General features: G+C 47.5%; 18 protein-coding genes. 6 read left to right on the top strand and 12 right to left on the bottom strand.

Annotation, left to right across the window (positions count from 1 at the left end; genetic code table 11):
- Window positions 1–24: 24 nt before the first annotated feature.
- From KNO61_RS02865 to KNO61_RS02845, 5 genes are all read right to left on the bottom strand, one after another.
- Window positions 25–258 carry a YneF family protein gene (locus KNO61_RS02865; RefSeq protein ID WP_012726454.1) on the bottom strand — a complete coding sequence of 78 codons (234 nt, stop codon included), beginning with the start codon at window positions 256–258 and terminating at the stop codon, window positions 25–27.
- 125 nt (window positions 259–383) lie between these two features.
- A complete protein-coding gene (gene tkt / locus KNO61_RS02860) occupies window positions 384–2,375 on the bottom strand; it encodes a transketolase (protein ID WP_041917901.1) in 1,992 nt (663 codons plus the stop codon).
- Window positions 2,376–2,574: 199 nt separating this feature from the next.
- The gene (locus tag KNO61_RS02855; RefSeq protein WP_078147028.1) at window positions 2,575–2,808 is read right to left on the bottom strand and encodes a DUF896 domain-containing protein; all 234 of its coding nucleotides are present in this window, start codon (window positions 2,806–2,808) and stop codon (window positions 2,575–2,577) included.
- A gap of 60 nt (window positions 2,809–2,868) precedes the next feature.
- The gene (locus KNO61_RS02850; RefSeq protein ID WP_012726457.1) at window positions 2,869–3,513 is read right to left on the bottom strand and encodes a YneB family resolvase-like protein; all 645 of its coding nucleotides are present in this window, start codon (window positions 3,511–3,513) and stop codon (window positions 2,869–2,871) included.
- Between the two features lie 71 nt (window positions 3,514–3,584).
- The gene (locus KNO61_RS02845) at window positions 3,585–3,821 is read right to left on the bottom strand and encodes a hypothetical protein (protein WP_012726458.1); all 237 of its coding nucleotides are present in this window, start codon (window positions 3,819–3,821) and stop codon (window positions 3,585–3,587) included.
- A 203-nt stretch (window positions 3,822–4,024) separates the two neighbouring features.
- Here KNO61_RS02845 and lexA point away from each other — a divergent pair, with 203 nt between their 5' ends.
- The 3 genes from lexA to KNO61_RS02830 all read left to right on the top strand — a co-directional run bounded on the left by lexA (window position 4,025) and on the right by KNO61_RS02830 (window position 6,152).
- A complete protein-coding gene (lexA, locus tag KNO61_RS02840) occupies window positions 4,025–4,645 on the top strand; it encodes a transcriptional repressor LexA (protein ID WP_078147029.1) in 621 nt (206 codons plus the stop codon).
- Entirely contained in the window at window positions 4,645–5,085 is a 441-nt protein-coding gene (locus KNO61_RS02835) for a metal-binding protein (protein ID WP_214757353.1), read from the top strand. The genes lexA and KNO61_RS02835 overlap by 1 nt, the downstream gene beginning before the upstream one ends.
- Window positions 5,086–5,276: 191 nt before the next feature.
- Window positions 5,277–6,152, top strand: a complete 876-nt coding sequence (locus KNO61_RS02830) for an AraC family transcriptional regulator (RefSeq protein ID WP_214686890.1) — start codon at window positions 5,277–5,279, stop codon at window positions 6,150–6,152.
- Between the two features lie 89 nt (window positions 6,153–6,241).
- On the opposite strand, the gene glnA is transcribed toward KNO61_RS02830, so the two are convergent.
- From glnA to hflX, 4 genes are all read right to left on the bottom strand, one after another.
- Window positions 6,242–7,582 (bottom strand): type I glutamate--ammonia ligase, encoded by a 1,341-nt coding sequence (gene glnA / locus KNO61_RS02825; RefSeq protein WP_031423481.1) that lies wholly within the window; start codon window positions 7,580–7,582, stop codon window positions 6,242–6,244.
- A gap of 47 nt (window positions 7,583–7,629) precedes the next feature.
- On the bottom strand, window positions 7,630–8,034 hold the full coding sequence (locus KNO61_RS02820; protein WP_078147032.1) for a MerR family transcriptional regulator: 405 nt from the start codon (window positions 8,032–8,034) through the stop codon (window positions 7,630–7,632).
- Window positions 8,035–8,126: 92 nt separating this feature from the next.
- A complete protein-coding gene (locus KNO61_RS02815) occupies window positions 8,127–9,425 on the bottom strand; it encodes a methionine gamma-lyase family protein (protein WP_214872582.1) in 1,299 nt (432 codons plus the stop codon).
- Between the two features lie 2 nt (window positions 9,426–9,427).
- Window positions 9,428–10,675: a GTPase HflX gene (gene hflX / locus KNO61_RS02810; RefSeq protein ID WP_078147034.1), complete on the bottom strand. Its 1,248-nt coding sequence runs from the start codon at window positions 10,673–10,675 to the stop codon at window positions 9,428–9,430.
- 101 nt (window positions 10,676–10,776) lie between these two features.
- Here hflX and KNO61_RS02805 point away from each other — a divergent pair, with 101 nt between their 5' ends.
- A complete protein-coding gene (locus KNO61_RS02805; protein WP_214757360.1) occupies window positions 10,777–11,781 on the top strand; it encodes a tyrosine-type recombinase/integrase in 1,005 nt (334 codons plus the stop codon).
- Between the two features lie 84 nt (window positions 11,782–11,865).
- On the opposite strand, the gene KNO61_RS02800 is transcribed toward KNO61_RS02805, so the two are convergent.
- Complete coding sequence (locus KNO61_RS02800) at window positions 11,866–12,426, bottom strand: histidine phosphatase family protein (RefSeq protein ID WP_214872579.1); 561 nt, start codon at window positions 12,424–12,426, stop codon at window positions 11,866–11,868.
- A 34-nt stretch (window positions 12,427–12,460) separates the two neighbouring features.
- Complete coding sequence (locus KNO61_RS02795) at window positions 12,461–13,054, bottom strand: GNAT family N-acetyltransferase (RefSeq protein ID WP_214872577.1); 594 nt, start codon at window positions 13,052–13,054, stop codon at window positions 12,461–12,463.
- Between the two features lie 232 nt (window positions 13,055–13,286).
- Between KNO61_RS02795 and KNO61_RS02790 the strand changes: the two genes are divergently transcribed.
- Window positions 13,287–14,444, top strand: a complete 1,158-nt coding sequence (locus KNO61_RS02790) for an MFS transporter (protein ID WP_214872576.1) — start codon at window positions 13,287–13,289, stop codon at window positions 14,442–14,444.
- A 141-nt stretch (window positions 14,445–14,585) separates the two neighbouring features.
- Entirely contained in the window at window positions 14,586–15,134 is a 549-nt protein-coding gene (locus KNO61_RS02785) for a DUF4256 domain-containing protein (protein ID WP_078147039.1), read from the top strand.
- 687 nt (window positions 15,135–15,821) lie between these two features.
- On the opposite strand, the gene KNO61_RS02780 is transcribed toward KNO61_RS02785, so the two are convergent.
- Window positions 15,822–17,003, bottom strand: coding sequence for a glycine C-acetyltransferase (locus tag KNO61_RS02780; RefSeq protein WP_078147042.1), 1,182 nt, complete (start codon window positions 17,001–17,003; stop codon window positions 15,822–15,824).
- Window positions 17,004–17,016: the final 13 nt, after the last annotated feature.

Here is a 17,016-nt window from a genome sequence, read left to right as displayed (position 1 = left end):
GAACCGAAGTGCTTTCGTGATTGATTATGATTTCTTTTCGTTTTTCATCTGCACGTTCATGGCGCGCATCACTTGGTTGACTTTCTTCTGTGATGGCTTTTGACCCATCTGCATCATCAACGTACGAATCATATCTTCATTGATTGGCGGGTTCTGTTCAAGGTAGTTCATCATGTATTTACGCGCGATAAAGAATCCAATCGCGATACCCCCGATGAGTGCTGCCACGACAAGAAGAATCCAGAATAATGTACTCAAGGCTTTACCTCCTCTACCATATGAAACATCGTTTTTTACTATACACTAAATTGAACAACTTCGCTAGTCGTCCAGAAAAAAAGTGACGGCCAAACAATTGGCCGTCACAACAATCTAACTTGAGATTAAAGTGATTTTACTGCATTGACGACGTTGTCGACTGACATGCCGTACTCTTTCATGAGGAGGTCACCAGGTGCAGATGCTCCGAACTTGTCGATTCCGAGCACTTTACCACCGAATCCTACATATTTGTACCATCCAAGTGTCGCACCCGCTTCAAGTGATACACGTTTCGTGACTGAAGATGGAAGAACAGATTCTTTGTACTCTGCAGATTGCGCTTCGAAGAGTTCCCATGATGGCATCGAGACGACTGCCGCTTTCACACCTTCTGACGCGAGCTGTTCACGCGCTTCAACGAGAACGTGTACTTCAGAACCTGTACCGAGCAAGAGAACGTCTGCATCTTTCGATTCACCTGCAACGACGTAAGCTCCTTTTGCTGCCGTTTCAATAGATGTACCTTCGAGTTCTGGTAACGCTTGACGAGTCAAGACGAGAAGTGAAGGAGTCGTTTTCGATGTCACTGCTTGTTTCCAAGCTGCAATCGTTTCTTTGCCGTCAGCAGGACGAAGAACAGAGAGGTTCGGCATCGCGCGGAAGCTCATCAAATGTTCGACCGGCTCGTGCGTTGGGCCATCTTCACCGACTGCGATTGAGTCGTGCGTCAAGATAAACGTCGATGGAAGTCCCATAAGTGCTGCGAGACGGACTGCAGGACGGAGGTAATCCGAGAAGACGAAGAACGTCGCACCGTAAGGAAGGACACCACCGTGAAGGGCCATACCGTTCACAGCTGCAGCCATCGCGAACTCACGAACACCGAACCAGATGTTACGGCCAGCTGGATCTTCATCGAAGTCTGCCGCACCTTTGATCATCGAGTTGTTCGATCCGGCAAGGTCAGCCGACCCACCGAAGAGTGTCGGTACTGCTTTTGCGATTGCGTTTAACACTTCACCGCTCGTTTGACGTGTTGCTTTTTTCGAACCGATTTCGAATGTCGGCAACTCGCTATCCCAACCTTCAGGAAGCTCATTGTTCATCGCACGCTCGAACTGTGCTCCGAGCTCAGGGTGTGCCGCTTTATACGCTTCAACGAGTTCGTTCCAGTCTGACTCATATTTCGCACCAGGCTCGACAACTTTCTCGTTGAATAAGTCATATACTTCGTTTGGAACGTAGAATGACTCGCCTTCCCATTTGTAGAACTGTTTCGTCAATTCGATTTCAGCGTCTCCAAGTGGCGCACCGTGTGATGCCGATTTACCCGACTTGTTCGGTGAACCGAATCCGATGACCGTTTTGACTTCGATCAATGTCGGCTTCGACGTCTCTGCTTTCGCAGCATCAATCGCTTTTGCGATTGAATCGATGTCCGTTCCGTCTTCGACACGAATAACTTGCCATCCGTAAGCGTTGAATCGGTCTTCTACGCTTTCAGAGAATGACTTATGAAGGTCGCCATCGAGAGAGATGTCGTTTGAATCGTAAAGAACGACGAGTTTACCAAGTTTCAAGTGACCTGCAAGAGAAGCCGCCTCAGCAGATACACCTTCCATCAAGTCTCCGTCACCGCAAATGCCGAACGTGTAGTGGTCAACGACGTTGAACTCGTCGCGGTTGTAAGTCGCTTCTAAGTGTTTCTCTGCCATGGCCATCCCGACAGCCATCGCAATCCCTTGTCCAAGTGGGCCCGTCGTCGCATCTACCCCAGCCGTGTGGCGGTACTCAGGGTGACCAGGTGTTTTCGAGTCCATTTGACGGAATGATTTCAAATCGTCCATCGACAAATCATAGCCAGACAAGTGAAGGAGCGAATACAAGAGCATCGATCCATGACCCGCTGAAAGCACGAAACGGTCACGGTTGAACCAGTTCGGGTTTTTCGGGTTGTGACGCATTTTATCTGTCCAAAGTGTAAACGCCATTGGGGCAGCGCCCATCGGCATCCCTGGGTGACCAGAGTTCGCTTTTTGGACCGCATCAATTGAGAGCGTCCGAATCGAGTTAATCGCTAATAATTCTTTAGTAGTTGTTTCCACTAATTTCATCCTCTCTGTGTTAAGAAGGTTTTCTACCCGTCATATTTTATCACACTCAATCGTGTGTCACAACTAATTAATTAGTATAACACATTTGGTGAAATCGTTTCCTTCTATTGTATGAAATAGCGTGTAATCCGTTCGTCTGATGCGTGTTCGTGTATAACAAAAATGCACATCCTATACGAAATAGGATGTGCATTCGGAATCACTCACCGCGATAACGTTTTTGGTCTTCTTTCAACTTCTCTGGGGTAACGTCGTTCCCATCTGGGTCGACGACTTTCATCCCCATCATCTGTGATTTGAACGATTGACGAAACGCCTTCAAATATTCTTGACGCAAGTCTTGTTGCTCGTTCATTTCGTCTTGAGACAGTCCTTCTGTCTTCGCTTTGTTGGCGAGGAAATTGATTCGCTCCAATTGTCCTGGTGCTAACATCTGACTCGCCCCCTCTCTAGTGAATTTGTTCTTATACTTTACAAAATCAAAGAGGAAGAATCAAGTTTCAGCTACTGACTGGTGCTCGAGATAACGTCGATTGACGGTCGCTTTCGAGACTTCATAACCAAATCCTCGAAGGGTCGCCGCAATCTCAGCAAACGTCAAGCCACGCTCGCGTAATTGAATAATCTCTTCAATCGGCACTTCGATTCGATGTCGCCCGCCTTGATCGTTATTTTGAATATTGCGCTGTGGGTTAAATCCGTTGGCGACGGCACGGCGCATCCCGCGAGAAATTTTAGCGTTATGAATCTTACGCTGATACTCTTCGACAACACTGACAATCTCCAATACCATCTTCTCGGCATCGGAAACGACATAGTCCGACGTCGACTGCATCGTCAGCAATCGCACGTCATGCTTCATTAGAGTATGCAAAATCGCAATCTTGGCATTCCCTCGTCCTAAACGACTGTCATCCGTGACGAGAACAGCATCGAGCTGAGAAGTGGATACATGGTCAAGTAAATCAAGTAGCCCTTGCCGATTGACTTCATAACCGCTCTCTTGCTCTGTGATGACATCTATGACGTCGGCCCCTAATCCCGAAGCCAGCTGCTGTAATTCTTCGACTTGCCGACTGAGTGATGTCTCTTGGGTAGACTTGTTCGTCGATACCCGGCAATAGATGACGACTCGCATCGCACCACTCCCTTTCATTGCATTCATTTGTTACGATACACAGTTCAAGAATAGTTCGCAATGAAGAACAATCACTCAGCGGCATACCATTTCATTTTTCGTTCGTTATGCTCTTCACGCTCTGCCATGATCTGTGCTTCGAGCGATTCCGCTTCGACGTATGCGACCTCTTGTTCAATCGTCCGCTCTGACGTGACGACCGGATCGACAACTTTTGGTTCCCCTCGCATTTCACCAGCCAAATAAAAAGCGAACATCCCGACCAAGAGCATCCCGACTAAAATGATTCCGTTGAGTGTGTCTTTCATGATTGAATTGCCTCCCGTATAAGAATATATGTTCGTTAGAACGTTTGTTCGTTTATCTGTTCTCATCATAAAACAAGAACCCGTGTTCGGTCAACACAAAAAAACGAACGAATGTTTGTACGCTCATGTGTTCTTGTGTTACACTAGACACATAAAGAATAGGATGCGATTGCAGGTTATTCGATTATATCGAGGTGAACATAATGAAAAAAATGTCAGCGCGACAACAACAGATTCTTGATTTCATCAAAGACGAAGTACGGGCTAAAGGTTATCCGCCTTCTGTTCGTGAAATTGGAGAAGCCGTCGGTTTAGCATCTAGTTCGACCGTACACGGTCATCTAGATCGTTTAGAGAAACGCGGATTGATTCGTAGAGATAAGACGAAACCTCGCGCGATTGAAATTTTGACTGACGATATGCCGACAATAGAAGAGCAAGAGTCCGTCATGTACGTACCGGTCATCGGGAAGGTCACTGCCGGGACGCCGATCACCGCCATCGAGAACGTGGAAGAACACTTCCCGCTCCCGGCACATATCGTCGGGTCAGATAATGTATACATGTTGTCTGTCTCTGGGGATTCGATGATCAACGCAGGCATCTTGGACGGGGACCGGGTGCTCGTGCGCCAACAGAGTACGGCCGACAATGGAGAGATTGTCGTCGCCATGACGGAAGAAGGCGAAGCGACCGTGAAGCGGATTTACAAGGAAGCTTCAAAGGTCCGCCTTCAACCGGAGAACGACGAGTTAGAAGCGATGTATTTTGACAACGTCTCGATTTTAGGAAAGGTTATCGGTGTATACCGTACGATTCATTAATGGCTAGTGGCAAGACCCATACCCGAACGAATCTCGTGGCAACCGGAGCACTCGCGGTTGCCACGCCTTTTCTTGAAATCGATGTTCCATTCTCTTTGATCATCGGCGCCATTATCGGTACACTCTGGCTCTCCCCGGACCTCGATTTAAAATCAGACGCCTATTATCGATGGGGACCACTCAAATTGATCTGGCTCCCTTACGTAAAGCTTATGCCGCACCGTTCGCTCTTCTCACACTTACCTGGTTTGAGTGATGTGATTCGGATTGCGTATATCGGCTTCCCGCTCGTGCTGATCTTGCCCTTCACGGCATACGAAGAGGCAATCCGCTCATGGGTGGACATTCATGGCATGTCTTTCTTTTTAGGGCTCGTGTTTGCGACGACACTGCATACGACGCTCGACTATACTTCAACGTTTTTCAAAAAAGCGTTTTAACCAACAAAGGACCACCTTCGTGAAGTACAGAAGGTGGTCCTTTGTTTTAATTGGAATGATAACGTGTTATAGGGTATCCATTTTATGAATGAAATGCTTAAACTAATACGACCCGATCTTTCCTGCACGCAAATTATCGAGATGAGTTGGAAGAAATCCGATATTGTCAAACTATGAAGGAGGAGAACTTGATGGTAAAAGCATTAAATGAGCTGATGGACTTTATCGAACAGCACTTAACGGAAGAACTCTTAGATTCAGAGATCACAAAAATCACCGGACTATCTGCTCATCATTTTAAGAGAATGTTTTCGTATATGTCAGGAATGACACTTCACACTTATATACGAAATCGACGGTTTTCTATCGCAAATGAAAAATTGGTTCATGGTTCAAGCGTAACAGAAATCGCATATCTCTATGGATATCAATCGGTCGAAGGGTTTTCCAGAGCGTTTCGAGATTGGTCTGGTCATTTGCCTTCTGAAGTCATGAAGAATCACATTCAAAAGTCGTTCCCTCGCTTCACGTTTTATATCGATATAAAAGGAGGAACATCAATGGAGTTCAAGTTAGAAGAAAAAGAAGCTTTTCAAATCGTTGGAGTTTCAAAGCGTGTCCCTATTCAATTCGAGGGAGTCAACGAAGAAATCATGGAACTCGCGAAGTCGATTACGGAACAGCAACGGGCTCACATGCATGAATTGGGCAATTTATATCCGCATCGTGCCTTGAACGTATCGTTCAACTTTGATGACGGTCACTTAGAAGAAGAAGGTTATTTGACACATATGATCGGTTTTGCCACGACAAGAGAAATTAAGTATGACGATGTCGAAGTGATCTCAATCCCAAAAAGTTTATGGGCAATCTTCCCGAACACTGGACCATTCCCAAGCACTCTACAAGAGACGATGGCAAGAACCTATGCAGAATGGTTACCTTCTTCGGGATACGCACTTCAAGACTTACCAAGCATTTCATTTAGCAAAATAGAAACAGGATATGACAACGTATATAGCGAGGTTTGGGTCCCCGTGAAGGTTAGAGAAGAGCCGGAATCATAAAGATATCTCCGCTATTATGATTTATCAAAAAGAGTATGGAGCATCCCAAATTGAGGGATGCTCCATACTCTTTTATATATCTCTTCTATTTAGTAGAGCGTCATGTACTGATCGCGTTCCCACTCTGTTACTTGCATACGGAACATATCCCACTCGATTTCTTTCAACTCGAGGAAATGTTCACCGATATGCTCACCAAGTGAGTCCATCACGACTTTGTCCGCACGAAGGACTTCGAGTGCGTCGAAGAGTGTGGCCGGGAGATCGTCGATTCCGTTTGCTACACGCTCTGGCTTGTCCATCACGTAAATGTTGCTATCGATTGGTTTAGGTGCATTCAAATCCTTTTCGACCCCGTCAAGACCTGAAGCCAAGAGGGCAGCAAGTGCAAGGTACGGGTTCGCCGCTGGGTCAACCGAACGTACTTCGATACGAGTCGAGAGACCACGTGCCGCTGGTACACGTACGAGTGGCGAACGGTTACGTGCGCTCCATGCAACATAGCAAGGTGCTTCGTAGCCTGGTACGAGACGCTTGTATGAGTTGACAGTCGGGTTACATACTGCCGTGAAGGCACGAGCGTGCTCCAAGATACCGGCTGTGAACGCGCGAGCTGTATCTGAAAGTTCCATGTCGCCGTTTGGATCGTAGAAGACGTTTGTGTCGCCTTTGAAGAGTGACATGTTCGCGTGCATCCCTGAACCGTTTACACCGAATAGCGGCTTCGGCATGAACGTCGCGTGAAGACCATACTTCGCTGCAATCGTCTTAACGACGAGTTTGAACGTTTGGATGTTATCTGCCGTCGTGACAGCATCTGCGTATTTGAAATCGATTTCGTGTTGTCCTGGTGCTACTTCGTGGTGTGATGCTTCGATTTCAAAGCCCATGTTTTCAAGTTCGATGACGATCTCTTTACGGCAGTTCTCACCGAGGTCAACTGGTGCCAAGTCGAAGTATCCACCTTGGTCGTTGAGTTCAAGAGTCGGGCGACCTGATGCGTCTTTTTTGAACAAGAAGAACTCTGGCTCTGGTCCAACGTTGAACGCTGTGAAACCAAGTTTTTGCATCTTCTCAAGGTTACGCTTGAGTGTACCGCGCGGGTCACCGCTGAACGGTGTGCCGTCTGGGTTATAAATATCGCAAATTAAGCGAGCAACTTTTCCGCTGCCATCTGTCCACGGGAAGACAACCCACGTGTTGAGGTCTGGATACAAGTACATGTCTGATTCCTCGATGCGGACGAATCCTTCGATTGACGATCCGTCAAACATCATCTTGTTATCAAGTGCTTTGTCCAATTGACTGATCGGCACCTCGACGTTTTTGATTGTTCCGAGGATGTCCGTGAATTGAAGACGAATAAAGCGTACGTCTTCCTCTTGTGCGATGCGTTTAATGTCTTCTTTTGTGAACGTTTTTCTGGCCATGGTAAAATGTCCCCTCTCACATTGCGTAATGGTTGATGTGTGCGGCGTTATCGATAGAAACGTGAAAGCTCACCCTGAATGAGCGACGTCTTATTGAAACGACCGGCTTCTTGAAGCTGTGTTTTCAACAAATGATGTAACTCTTTTTCCGAAACCTTCGGTGCTTCACTGACCGGTGCGGTCGGAGCAGATGCTTCCGCTTCTTTTTCACCTTCTTGCTCTAACATGTGGCGAATCGCCGCCAAGTTAAAGCCTTGATCAATGTAATCCTTGATTGCGAGTAGACGTTCGACATCATTAAAGGAATAAAGTCGTCGTTTCGATTCCGTCCGACTAGGCGAAATCAGACCCTGTTCTTCGTAATACCGAATCTGTCTACCTGTCAGTTGCGTCAAATCTTGGACGATTCCAATCGGAAACAACGGGTTGGAGCGACGAAATTGATCGGCCATCCTTACCCCTCCTTTTCTGTCTCACAATGTGAGAATAATATATGACAACAATCCTGTCAATAGATGTTAATAAAGTTAACATGACAGATTAGTTACAAATGTGTCGGCTGATTTTGGTCATTGAATTCGACCAATCCTTTACCGTGTAATTGGCTCAACGCCAACATGAGCGCGACTTTTACGTGAGCATACGTCAGACCACCTTGAACGTACGCCGTGTACGGCGCCCGAAGCGGACCATCGGCAGACAGCTCGATGGAAGAACCCTGAATGAACGTCCCAGCTGCCATGATGACGTCATCTTCATAACCCGGCATAGAGGCCGGCACCGGTAACGCATGGGCATTGACCGGCGATGCCATTTGGATGCTCTGACAAAACGCAATCATCTTATCGCGGTCACGGAACGTCACCGACTGAATCAAGTCCGTTCGTGGGGTCGTATAGTGGGGATCTGTCTCAAATCCGATCAAGGACAATAGACTTGCCGTCAAATGGGCCCCTTTTAATGCCTGTGCGACTGTATGAGGTGCCATATAGAAGCCTTGATACATCTCTTGAAGCGAGTAGAGTGATGGTCCGGCTTCACTTCCGATACCTGGGGTCGTCATACGGAACGAACACCGTTCAATTAACTCTTTTGTACCAGCGATATAACCGCCCGTCTTCGCCAATCCACCGCCTGGGTTTTTGATGAGGGAACCAGCCATCAAGTCAGCCCCGACGTGTGTTGGTTCGATCGTCTCGACAAACTCACCGTAACAATTGTCCACGAACACATACACATGCGGATGTGCCGCTTTGATCCGTTCGATGGCGACTTTGATTTCATCGACTGGGATACTGCGACGATTCGCATACCCTTTCGATCGCTGAATCCCGACTAGTTTCGTCTCAGGACGGATCCGTTCGATGACGCGGTCGATGTCGATTTCACGTTCCTCTTTTAACTCGACAGTATCGTAATGGACACCGAGTTCTTTCAACGAACCGCGACCATCGCCACGGATGCCAACAATCTCCTCAAGCGTGTCATACGGCTTCCCCGTGATATAGAGAAGCTCATCGCCTGGTAGAAGGACACCGAACAAGGCAATCCCAATTGCATGGGTACCGGAGATGATCTGCGGTCGGCATAGCGCGAGCTCGGCTCCGAACACATCCGCATAAATGGATTCGAGGGTGTCTCGACCGATATCGTCATACCCATATCCCGTCGTCGGATTAAAATGAAAATCCGACACTTTATACTTTTTAAACGATTCTAGGACGCGATACTGGTTGAATTCGGCCGTCTCGTCAATCCTTTCGAAAAACGGTTTGACCCGTGCCTCCGCTTTTTTTACGAACGGCGCGAGCGCATCATAATGTTCAATCTTTTCTTGCCACATACTTACACCTCAAATTGTTTTAGCGTCGCATATAGACGCGTGTCTTCTCTCATATAACCTACTAATTCGACAGAACCGTCATCTAAAAAGCTCTCTTCAAGACGATACATCGCCTCTTTGGCCGGGTGATAGTGTTCAAACGCCGTCACCGGGAGAATGACATGGACTTTTGTCAAAATGTCCGCAATCTTATCCTCGAGAGCACCTGTCAACGTCACGATATCTTCCGAGGCGATTGCCGAGATCAATAGCGGTCCGCCGACGAAGTCTTCCGTGAGACGGTCTTTCTTATTATATACCTCGAGCTGAGGCACCTCACTCGCACCGAGTTCCTCTAATACCGCATTCGTCGTATCGATTTGATTCAGATAATGTGGGTTCGATGCATCGATGACATGAAGGATCAAGTCGGCACCGACAACTTCTTCTAATGTCGAACGAAACGCGGCAACGAGTTTCGTCGGCAAATCACGGATGAATCCGACCGTATCTGTGATCAGTACCTTCCCACCTCGCGGAAGTTCGAGCTCGCGCGTCAACGGGTCGAGCGTCGCAAACAATTCATCCTGCTCGTACGTGTCGGCATCGGTCAATCGGTTAAAGATTGTCGACTTCCCAGCATTCGTATACCCGACGAGCGCGACTTGGAATACCCTGTTTTCTTTTCGGCGTTCTCGGTAACGTCCACGGTGTGCGACTGTCCCCTCGAGCTGTTTCGTGATTTCATCGATGCGGCGCTTGATGTGACGACGATCCGATTCAAGTTTAGTCTCACCAGGACCACGCGTCCCGATTCCACCACCGAGTCGCGAAAGCTGTGTGCCTTGACCGATGAGACGCGGCAGCAAATAGTTCATCTGCGCGAGTTCGACCTGCAATTTCCCTTCGCGCGATTGCGCACGGCTCGCAAAGATGTCCAAGATGAGCTGTGTGCGGTCAATCAACTTCATCTCATCTGGGTCGTTCAAGGCGATGCGAATGTTTTTCGACTGTGCCGGTGTCAATTCGGCGTTGAAAATCAATAAGTCCGGCTCGAACTGTTCGACGAGCATCGCGAGTTCCTCGATTTTCCCTTTCCCGATAAAGGTACGACGGTCGATTTGTTGACGCTTTTGGTCGAGTCTGGCAACGACTTCGCCTTGCGCCGTGTCCACGAGTTCGACGAGCTCGCCCATCGACTGTTCATATGTCCAATCATCGGTACTAGGCAACTGACAACCGACGATGACAACTTTTTCACGTTCAATCATGTAATCCCTCATTCCATAAAGTCTCACCTTCCATCTTACCACGAATCAGCGTATCGAGAACGTCCGTTTGTGGTAGGATAAAGGAAGAAGGAGGCTCGACCATGACGAAACGAAGAAAAGACTACCCGCTCCCGGAATTTATTGAAACGTACCTCTATCATCTCGGCGCCAGCGGTCGTCAACCCTCGACGCTTAAGCGATATCGCTACGACTTGATTGACGTGCATAAATACTTTCACGACCACAATGTCGAACTGAACGAACCGACGGACTGGTTAGACGTTCCGCTTGAATCGTGGAAGACATTCGTGAATGACTTTTTAATCGAAGAGAAGCACTATCAACAGGCGACCGTCGCAAGAATCGTCACGGTCATCAATAGCCTGACCCAATTTTTAAATCCGCTTCGTAAAAAGATGCTTGCCTATTCCCAACCGGCACATACGTTGACAGTCGACCAAGTCGCACTCGAATCTGAATTCGACCGACTCGTTCAAACGATTCGTTCGACGAGAGGACTGAGTGAGAATCAGCTCCAAGCTCATCCTTATCTCGTCAATCGGAACGAACTGATTGTGACGCTTTTCTATAAATATGGATTGCGTGTCCATCACATCATTCGTTTGCGAATGAGCGACTTGCATCTGGTCGATCACACCTTCGACGTGTATGATCGTCTCGGAAACCGTTTCACGTTGAAGCTGTCACAGGAAGATCAATCGTTGCTCATGAATTATTTGGCTGATATCCCGACCCCGGTACGACCACGTTGGTATTCAGAAGACCCGGTCTTCGTCTCATTCGATTTTGCCCGGATGACGTTCCGCTGGGTGTATGCGAAGAATCAACCGAAGCAATTGACGATCGTCATGATCACAAAGATGATGCGGCAGTTGAACGAACGAAGTGGACTCGCGCGCTCCGTCACGCCATCGATGCTTCGAAACGCCCATGTGTTGAAGACATATGCGGCCGATCTGACACCATCCGAGCGGATGAATATCACCTGTATGCATAAGGAATCTTCCCTCCGCCGGTATGAACAGGCATATGAAGAGTTCGGAACTGAGTTATTTGAGTCAGACGAAAGACCCGCCCTCTCGTGAAGGGCGGGTCTTGGTCTGTACGATTTCAGGTTATCCAATGGTACGAAGACAACTTGATCCTTACCATCTATAGTCAATCGATTTCTAACCTTGAGGTTTATATAACTTCTCGACACTCATCAATGTGTCGTTCTCAAAAGTCGCCTTATAGATATCCGGCATGTCGAGTTCTTTCCAAAATTCATATCCATATCGCGCATCAAAATAATTCAGCATGAGGACCATAATATTTCCATGTGTGCCGAGCACCACTTTTTTCCCTTCGTATGTACTGAGCAGTGATATGAGAGCCTCTACCCCTCTAGATTGAGCCTGATCGTTCGACTCTCCCCCTTCCCATGCGAACGCAGGATTTTCCCAAACGGTCTCCATCGCGCTTGTAAAGTCTTTAGCCGGTTCTGAAGTCAAGGTTCGCTCTCTCAAATCATCCGACACTACAACGTCCTGTCCAAGATAATCCGCGATGCCTTTTACGGTTTGAACGGCTCGTTTATATGGACTCGAAGTCACGATATCGATCCCCTCATCGATTAGAAGGTTTGTAATTTCAGCAACATCATGCATTCCTTTCTCAGATAACGGTCTGGCGAATTCGTCTGGTGTATAGGTAGAATGTGCATGTCTGACAAAATATATGGTTGTCATTCAGTAGTCCCCTTTTAAAATGTCTCGTCGTTGTTTACATACGATGTCCAGCCTCATCAAAAGCTTTAGAATGATGGTTTAGCTGTAAAAATTCATGTTTCAACAACCCGTAGACGACATGATCGACGTAACGGTCATACAGCCACTCCGCATCTCGAATGACCCCTTCTTCCTTAAAGCCGAATCGTTCCGGAAGTGCCCGACTCTTCACATTCTCTGTCGCGACTCGGATCTCAATTTTATTTAGTTTCAAATCTTGAAACCCATACTCGATGATGGTCTCGAGCGCTTGACTCATGACGCCTTTCCCTTGAAATTCTTGTCCGAGCCAGTATCCGATTGTGCCACATTGGATACCACGATCGATTTCGTTAAATCCAATTGTTCCGGCCAGTGCTCCTTTATACATCAAAGCGAACGATTTTGGGTGCCCGCCCGTTTCAATCAACCCTTTGATTCGTCCCTCTATGTTCTGCTTCGAGTCTTCCACCGTCTCAATATAGTCGAGCCAGCCAAGCCACTCTCGCAAATAAGGCTTCGATGCAATCGTCAGCTCGAATAGTTCGTCCGCATCGTCTGTATTGAACATTCTCAGTGTGATATCGTCATTTAGTTTATACTCAAGCATCTGGTTCCATCCCTATCATTCATTATTTTTTCAATTCACTTTCTTAAAGTAACCTACGCAATTGCTTCTTATCCACTAACTTTCCTGATATAACAATTTCACCCATATGATAAGTTTACAGAATTCATCAAATTTTGTATAATTATTTTTATATCATTTTATGAAGAGGTGAAAATGTGTAATAACGATTCGTCTAACCTACCAAATTGAATAGATTCGGAGGAGATTTGTGATGAAATCGTTTTACACATTGCTCGTTAGCCAATGGCTCGCCAACATTGGCGATGTCCTATACATCGTCGCGCTCATTGCCTCGTTGTATCAACAAACTGGGTCCGCTCTCATGGCGGCCTGCTTCCCGATTGCCGTGACTGCCGGTATGACGCTCAGCGGACTCTTTTTCGCCCGCATCCTCAGCCACTACTCGCTCGGGAAAACGCTCGTCCTGTCACAACTGATGAAGACGATCACCCTTGTTCTCGTTCTCTTCACGGATTCGATTCTTGTTCTCGGCCTCGTCATGTGGATTGCATTTCTCGATGGATTCGCACGTCCGATTCAAGCCTCATTCATCCCAAGTTTGGCGACGAATCGTCAACAAGCGAACAGCCTAGTTCAAGGTTCCAACCAGTTCATCCAACTCGCGATGTGGCCGCTCGGGACGATGCTCGTCTCTCTCTCGTCTAGCGCCTTTGCATTAATCGTTTCACTCGTTCTCTACAGCCTTTCAACGGTTGTGACGATTTACTTCTATCAATCGCTTACGGAAGACATCGTCGATGATGGAACGGAGGAATCGATTACCTTACGCGATAGTCTTACTTATGTAAGAACGTCACCATTCGCTCGTCGTGTGACTTGGTTTGTGACGTATGAATCATTTGTCAGCACGCTTTGGATTTCAGCGTTGCTTCTCGTCTATCTCGAGCGACATCTGCAAGTCGATACAGGCTGGTGGGGAACGCTTAACGCATCATTTTTGATTAGTATGATCGCGGCGAGTGCTTATCTTTATCGGTCTCGTCGAGCATCCTCGCTACCGTCGACTGCCGTCTTATCCATTGTTGCCGCTCTGTTGTTCGGCGTGACCGAGCATCTCGCGTTTGCGATTTTGGCGTTAGTGATTCAAGGCGCAGCCACACAAATCCGCATCATTCAGACGAACACCGTCATTCAAGAACAGATCTCGACTACACAACTTCCTTATGTGTACAGTGTGCAACAAACGGGATATGCCCTCGCATTCAGTATGGGAAGCTTATTGTTCGGTCTTCTTGCGGATAGGCTACCGATTGATTCGGTATACCTTCTCGGTGCATTTTTGACCCTTCCGTTAATCTGGATTGGGCGATTGACCGAACAGTCCATTTTGACCGCATCTTCTGTATAAGTAACAGGCGCCTTCTCAAAGAGAGGGCGCCTTATTTAAATGATTTTCTAACTGGTAGATTCTCCATTCTCACAATTGAAAAGACAACCTGTAGCGATTCATATCGTATACTAAAAGAAACAAATGATCGGAGTGATTTCCATGTCGAAACTTTCACAGGAAGAAACCATCGAGTTACTAAATACCTTAGAGTCTCGCTTTACCGAAAACGTTGAACGTCATCCTGACGCCGTCTGGTCAGACGTATTGGAACGAATTCAGATTAATCAAGATAAGTTGACCACCCTCGCTTTGATGGAAGAGACTGGCGGAGAACCGGACGTGATTCGACTCCCTAACGGAGACCTCGCTTTTTGCGACTGTTCAGCCGAGAGTCCGAGCGGTCGACGAAGTCTCTGCTATGACGAACCAGCTCTTGAGGCACGTAAGAAGAACAAACCCGCCGGAAGCGCGGTCGCCCTATCTGAACAGATGGGCATAACCCTTCTCGATGAAGAAACATACCGACACTTACAAACGCTCGGTGCATTCGATTTGAAGACGTCAAGTTGGATTCAGACACCGGACACCATTCGTCAAAAAGGTGGCGCCCTGTTCTGCGACCGTCGCTATGATCACATCTTCGTCTACCACAATGGTGCAGATTCCTATTATGCCGCTCGAGGTTTTAGAGGAATGATCACGATTTAAGCAAGGCATTGCGCCTTGCTTCTTTTTTTATTGCAATAACCAACTAAAGACTTTCGGAATATATATGATGAAAAATAAGCTGACAGGAATCACTGCGAAAAGCCTTAATATCCACGTATATTTACCCTTGAACTTCCTGAAGTAGAACAGCAACGCACCAAACGCAATCGCATTTGCTGTCAAATTCGGTTCTTCTATACCGTTCTCAATCCATCGTATGAAAAAATCTTCCATTTAGGAAAGGGTTCGAGAGCGAACGACTCGTTGAAACTCGGTGTAAGGTTGTATTTCAGCCTCACAAACCAGGCTCCTATATAGACAAAGATGAATAAGAGCGCGTAGCACATCAGTACAACGTTCCACAATTTCCCTTTCCAACCCTCACTCTGAAAGTACAAGACATACATCACAATCAAGACACTATAGATCACATTTATGATGAATAGTGGTGAAATCGTCAGGATTGAAAACGTCTCTCGATCTAACACCATCCCCACTTGAAATATCCCTTGCTGAAACATAGCCTTTCCTCATTTCTGATATGTAATCTAAAACAAAATTACGGTAATTGAAATATTAAGAAATGCGCTATATTTCGATTTACCCCATCTGTGCTCTATCTGAATATACTCGATTTCATAGACCAATCCACTAAAAAACTGCAGACAGATTGTCTGCAGTCCTCGTTTATGCGTGTAATGTCACATTTAACTCTTCCGCGACCGTCTTGAACGCTTCGAGTGCCCGTTCGAGGTCGTCTCGTGTATGCTCCGCTGTGACGATGGTCCGGATGCGTGCTTTCCCACGCTCGACCGTCGGGAAGGCGATACTCTGTGCGAATACGCCATGTTCCTTCAACTTGTCTGAGAATGAATGCGCAAGCGTCTCTTCGCCGAGCATGACCGGTGTGATCGGTGTCGTCGCATGTCCGATATCGAAACCGAGGTCACGTAGACCGTTCTTGAAGAACTCCGTGTTCGCCCATAGCTTGTCGAACAGCTCTTCTTCCTCTTTCATCACACGGATCGCTTCACGGTTCGCCGCCACGACTGCCGGTGGATGTGATGTCGAGAAGAGGAACGGGCGACCTTTGTGGATCAAGTAATCCCGAATATCTTGTGAACAGGCGACATAGCCACCTAAGACACCGATTGCTTTTGAGAGCGTCCCGACCTGTAGCGCGACGCGACCGTCCAATCCGAAGTGGTTGACCGTTCCACGTCCGTTCTTCCCGAGGACGCCGGATGCATGCGCATCATCGACCATGACCGCAGCGTCATACTTCTCTGCGAGTTCGACGATGGCCGGAAGCGGTGCGATGTTCCCGTCCATCGAGAAGACGCCGTCCGTCACGACGAGACGTGTGCGATAGTCCTGCGTCTCTTTCAACGCCTTCTCCAAGTCTTCGAGGTCGACGTGTTTATAGATACGTCGAGCCGCTTTCGTGAGGCGAATCCCATCGATGATTGACGCATGGTTGAGGGCGTCACTGATGACGACATCCTCCGGTCCAAGAAGTGCAGACAATACTCCGAGGTTCGTCGCGAATCCTGATTGGAAGACGAGTGAGGCCTCCGTATGTTTGAACTCCGCGAGTTCACGCTCGAACGCTTCGTGCATCTCGAACGTCCCGGCAATCGTACGGACTGATCCCGTTCCTGCACCGTAATGTTCGACCGCTTCAATCGCCGCCTGCTTCAGACGCGGGTGATTCGCGAGTCCGAGATAGTTGTTTGATGACAGCTGAACGAGTGACTTCCCATCGATTGTCACTTCATTCCCTTGTGCCGATTCGAGCGGGACGAGCTTACGGAACGTCCCTTGTTCTTTCATCTCATTGATTGCTTCTGTAATATGTTCAAATGCCATGTTGTTTCCCCCT

Origin of the sequence: Exiguobacterium sp. s140 (assembly GCF_018617035.1) — a bacterium.
Taxonomy (GTDB): domain Bacteria; phylum Bacillota; class Bacilli; order Exiguobacteriales; family Exiguobacteriaceae; genus Exiguobacterium; species Exiguobacterium profundum.
The sequence above is the reverse complement of the archived record's forward strand: the minus strand, read 5'-3'. Positions and strand labels throughout refer to the sequence as shown.

Bases quoted from the DNA above. Each gene is read 5' to 3' on its own strand.
- tkt (WP_041917901.1), bottom strand. From the start codon at position 2,375: ATGAAATTAGTGGAAACAACTACTAAAGAATTATTAGCGATTAACTCG.
- KNO61_RS02855 (WP_078147028.1), bottom strand. From the start codon at position 2,808: ATGTTAGCACCAGGACAATTGGAGCGAATCAATTTCCTCGCCAACAAA.
- KNO61_RS02850 (WP_012726457.1), bottom strand. From the start codon at position 3,513: ATGCGAGTCGTCATCTATTGCCGGGTATCGACGAACAAGTCTACCCAA.
- KNO61_RS02845 (WP_012726458.1), bottom strand. From the start codon at position 3,821: ATGAAAGACACACTCAACGGAATCATTTTAGTCGGGATGCTCTTGGTC.
- lexA (WP_078147029.1), top strand. From the start codon at position 4,025: ATGAAAAAAATGTCAGCGCGACAACAACAGATTCTTGATTTCATCAAA.
- KNO61_RS02835 (WP_214757353.1), top strand. From the start codon at position 4,645: ATGGCTAGTGGCAAGACCCATACCCGAACGAATCTCGTGGCAACCGGA.
- KNO61_RS02830 (WP_214686890.1), top strand. From the start codon at position 5,277: ATGGTAAAAGCATTAAATGAGCTGATGGACTTTATCGAACAGCACTTA.
- glnA (WP_031423481.1), bottom strand. From the start codon at position 7,582: ATGGCCAGAAAAACGTTCACAAAAGAAGACATTAAACGCATCGCACAA.
- KNO61_RS02820 (WP_078147032.1), bottom strand. From the start codon at position 8,034: ATGGCCGATCAATTTCGTCGCTCCAACCCGTTGTTTCCGATTGGAATC.
- KNO61_RS02815 (WP_214872582.1), bottom strand. From the start codon at position 9,425: ATGTGGCAAGAAAAGATTGAACATTATGATGCGCTCGCGCCGTTCGTA.
- hflX (WP_078147034.1), bottom strand. From the start codon at position 10,675: ATGATTGAACGTGAAAAAGTTGTCATCGTCGGTTGTCAGTTGCCTAGT.
- KNO61_RS02805 (WP_214757360.1), top strand. From the start codon at position 10,777: ATGACGAAACGAAGAAAAGACTACCCGCTCCCGGAATTTATTGAAACG.
- KNO61_RS02800 (WP_214872579.1), bottom strand. From the start codon at position 12,426: ATGACAACCATATATTTTGTCAGACATGCACATTCTACCTATACACCA.
- KNO61_RS02795 (WP_214872577.1), bottom strand. From the start codon at position 13,054: ATGCTTGAGTATAAACTAAATGACGATATCACACTGAGAATGTTCAAT.
- KNO61_RS02790 (WP_214872576.1), top strand. From the start codon at position 13,287: ATGAAATCGTTTTACACATTGCTCGTTAGCCAATGGCTCGCCAACATT.
- KNO61_RS02785 (WP_078147039.1), top strand. From the start codon at position 14,586: ATGTCGAAACTTTCACAGGAAGAAACCATCGAGTTACTAAATACCTTA.
- KNO61_RS02780 (WP_078147042.1), bottom strand. From the start codon at position 17,003: ATGGCATTTGAACATATTACAGAAGCAATCAATGAGATGAAAGAACAA.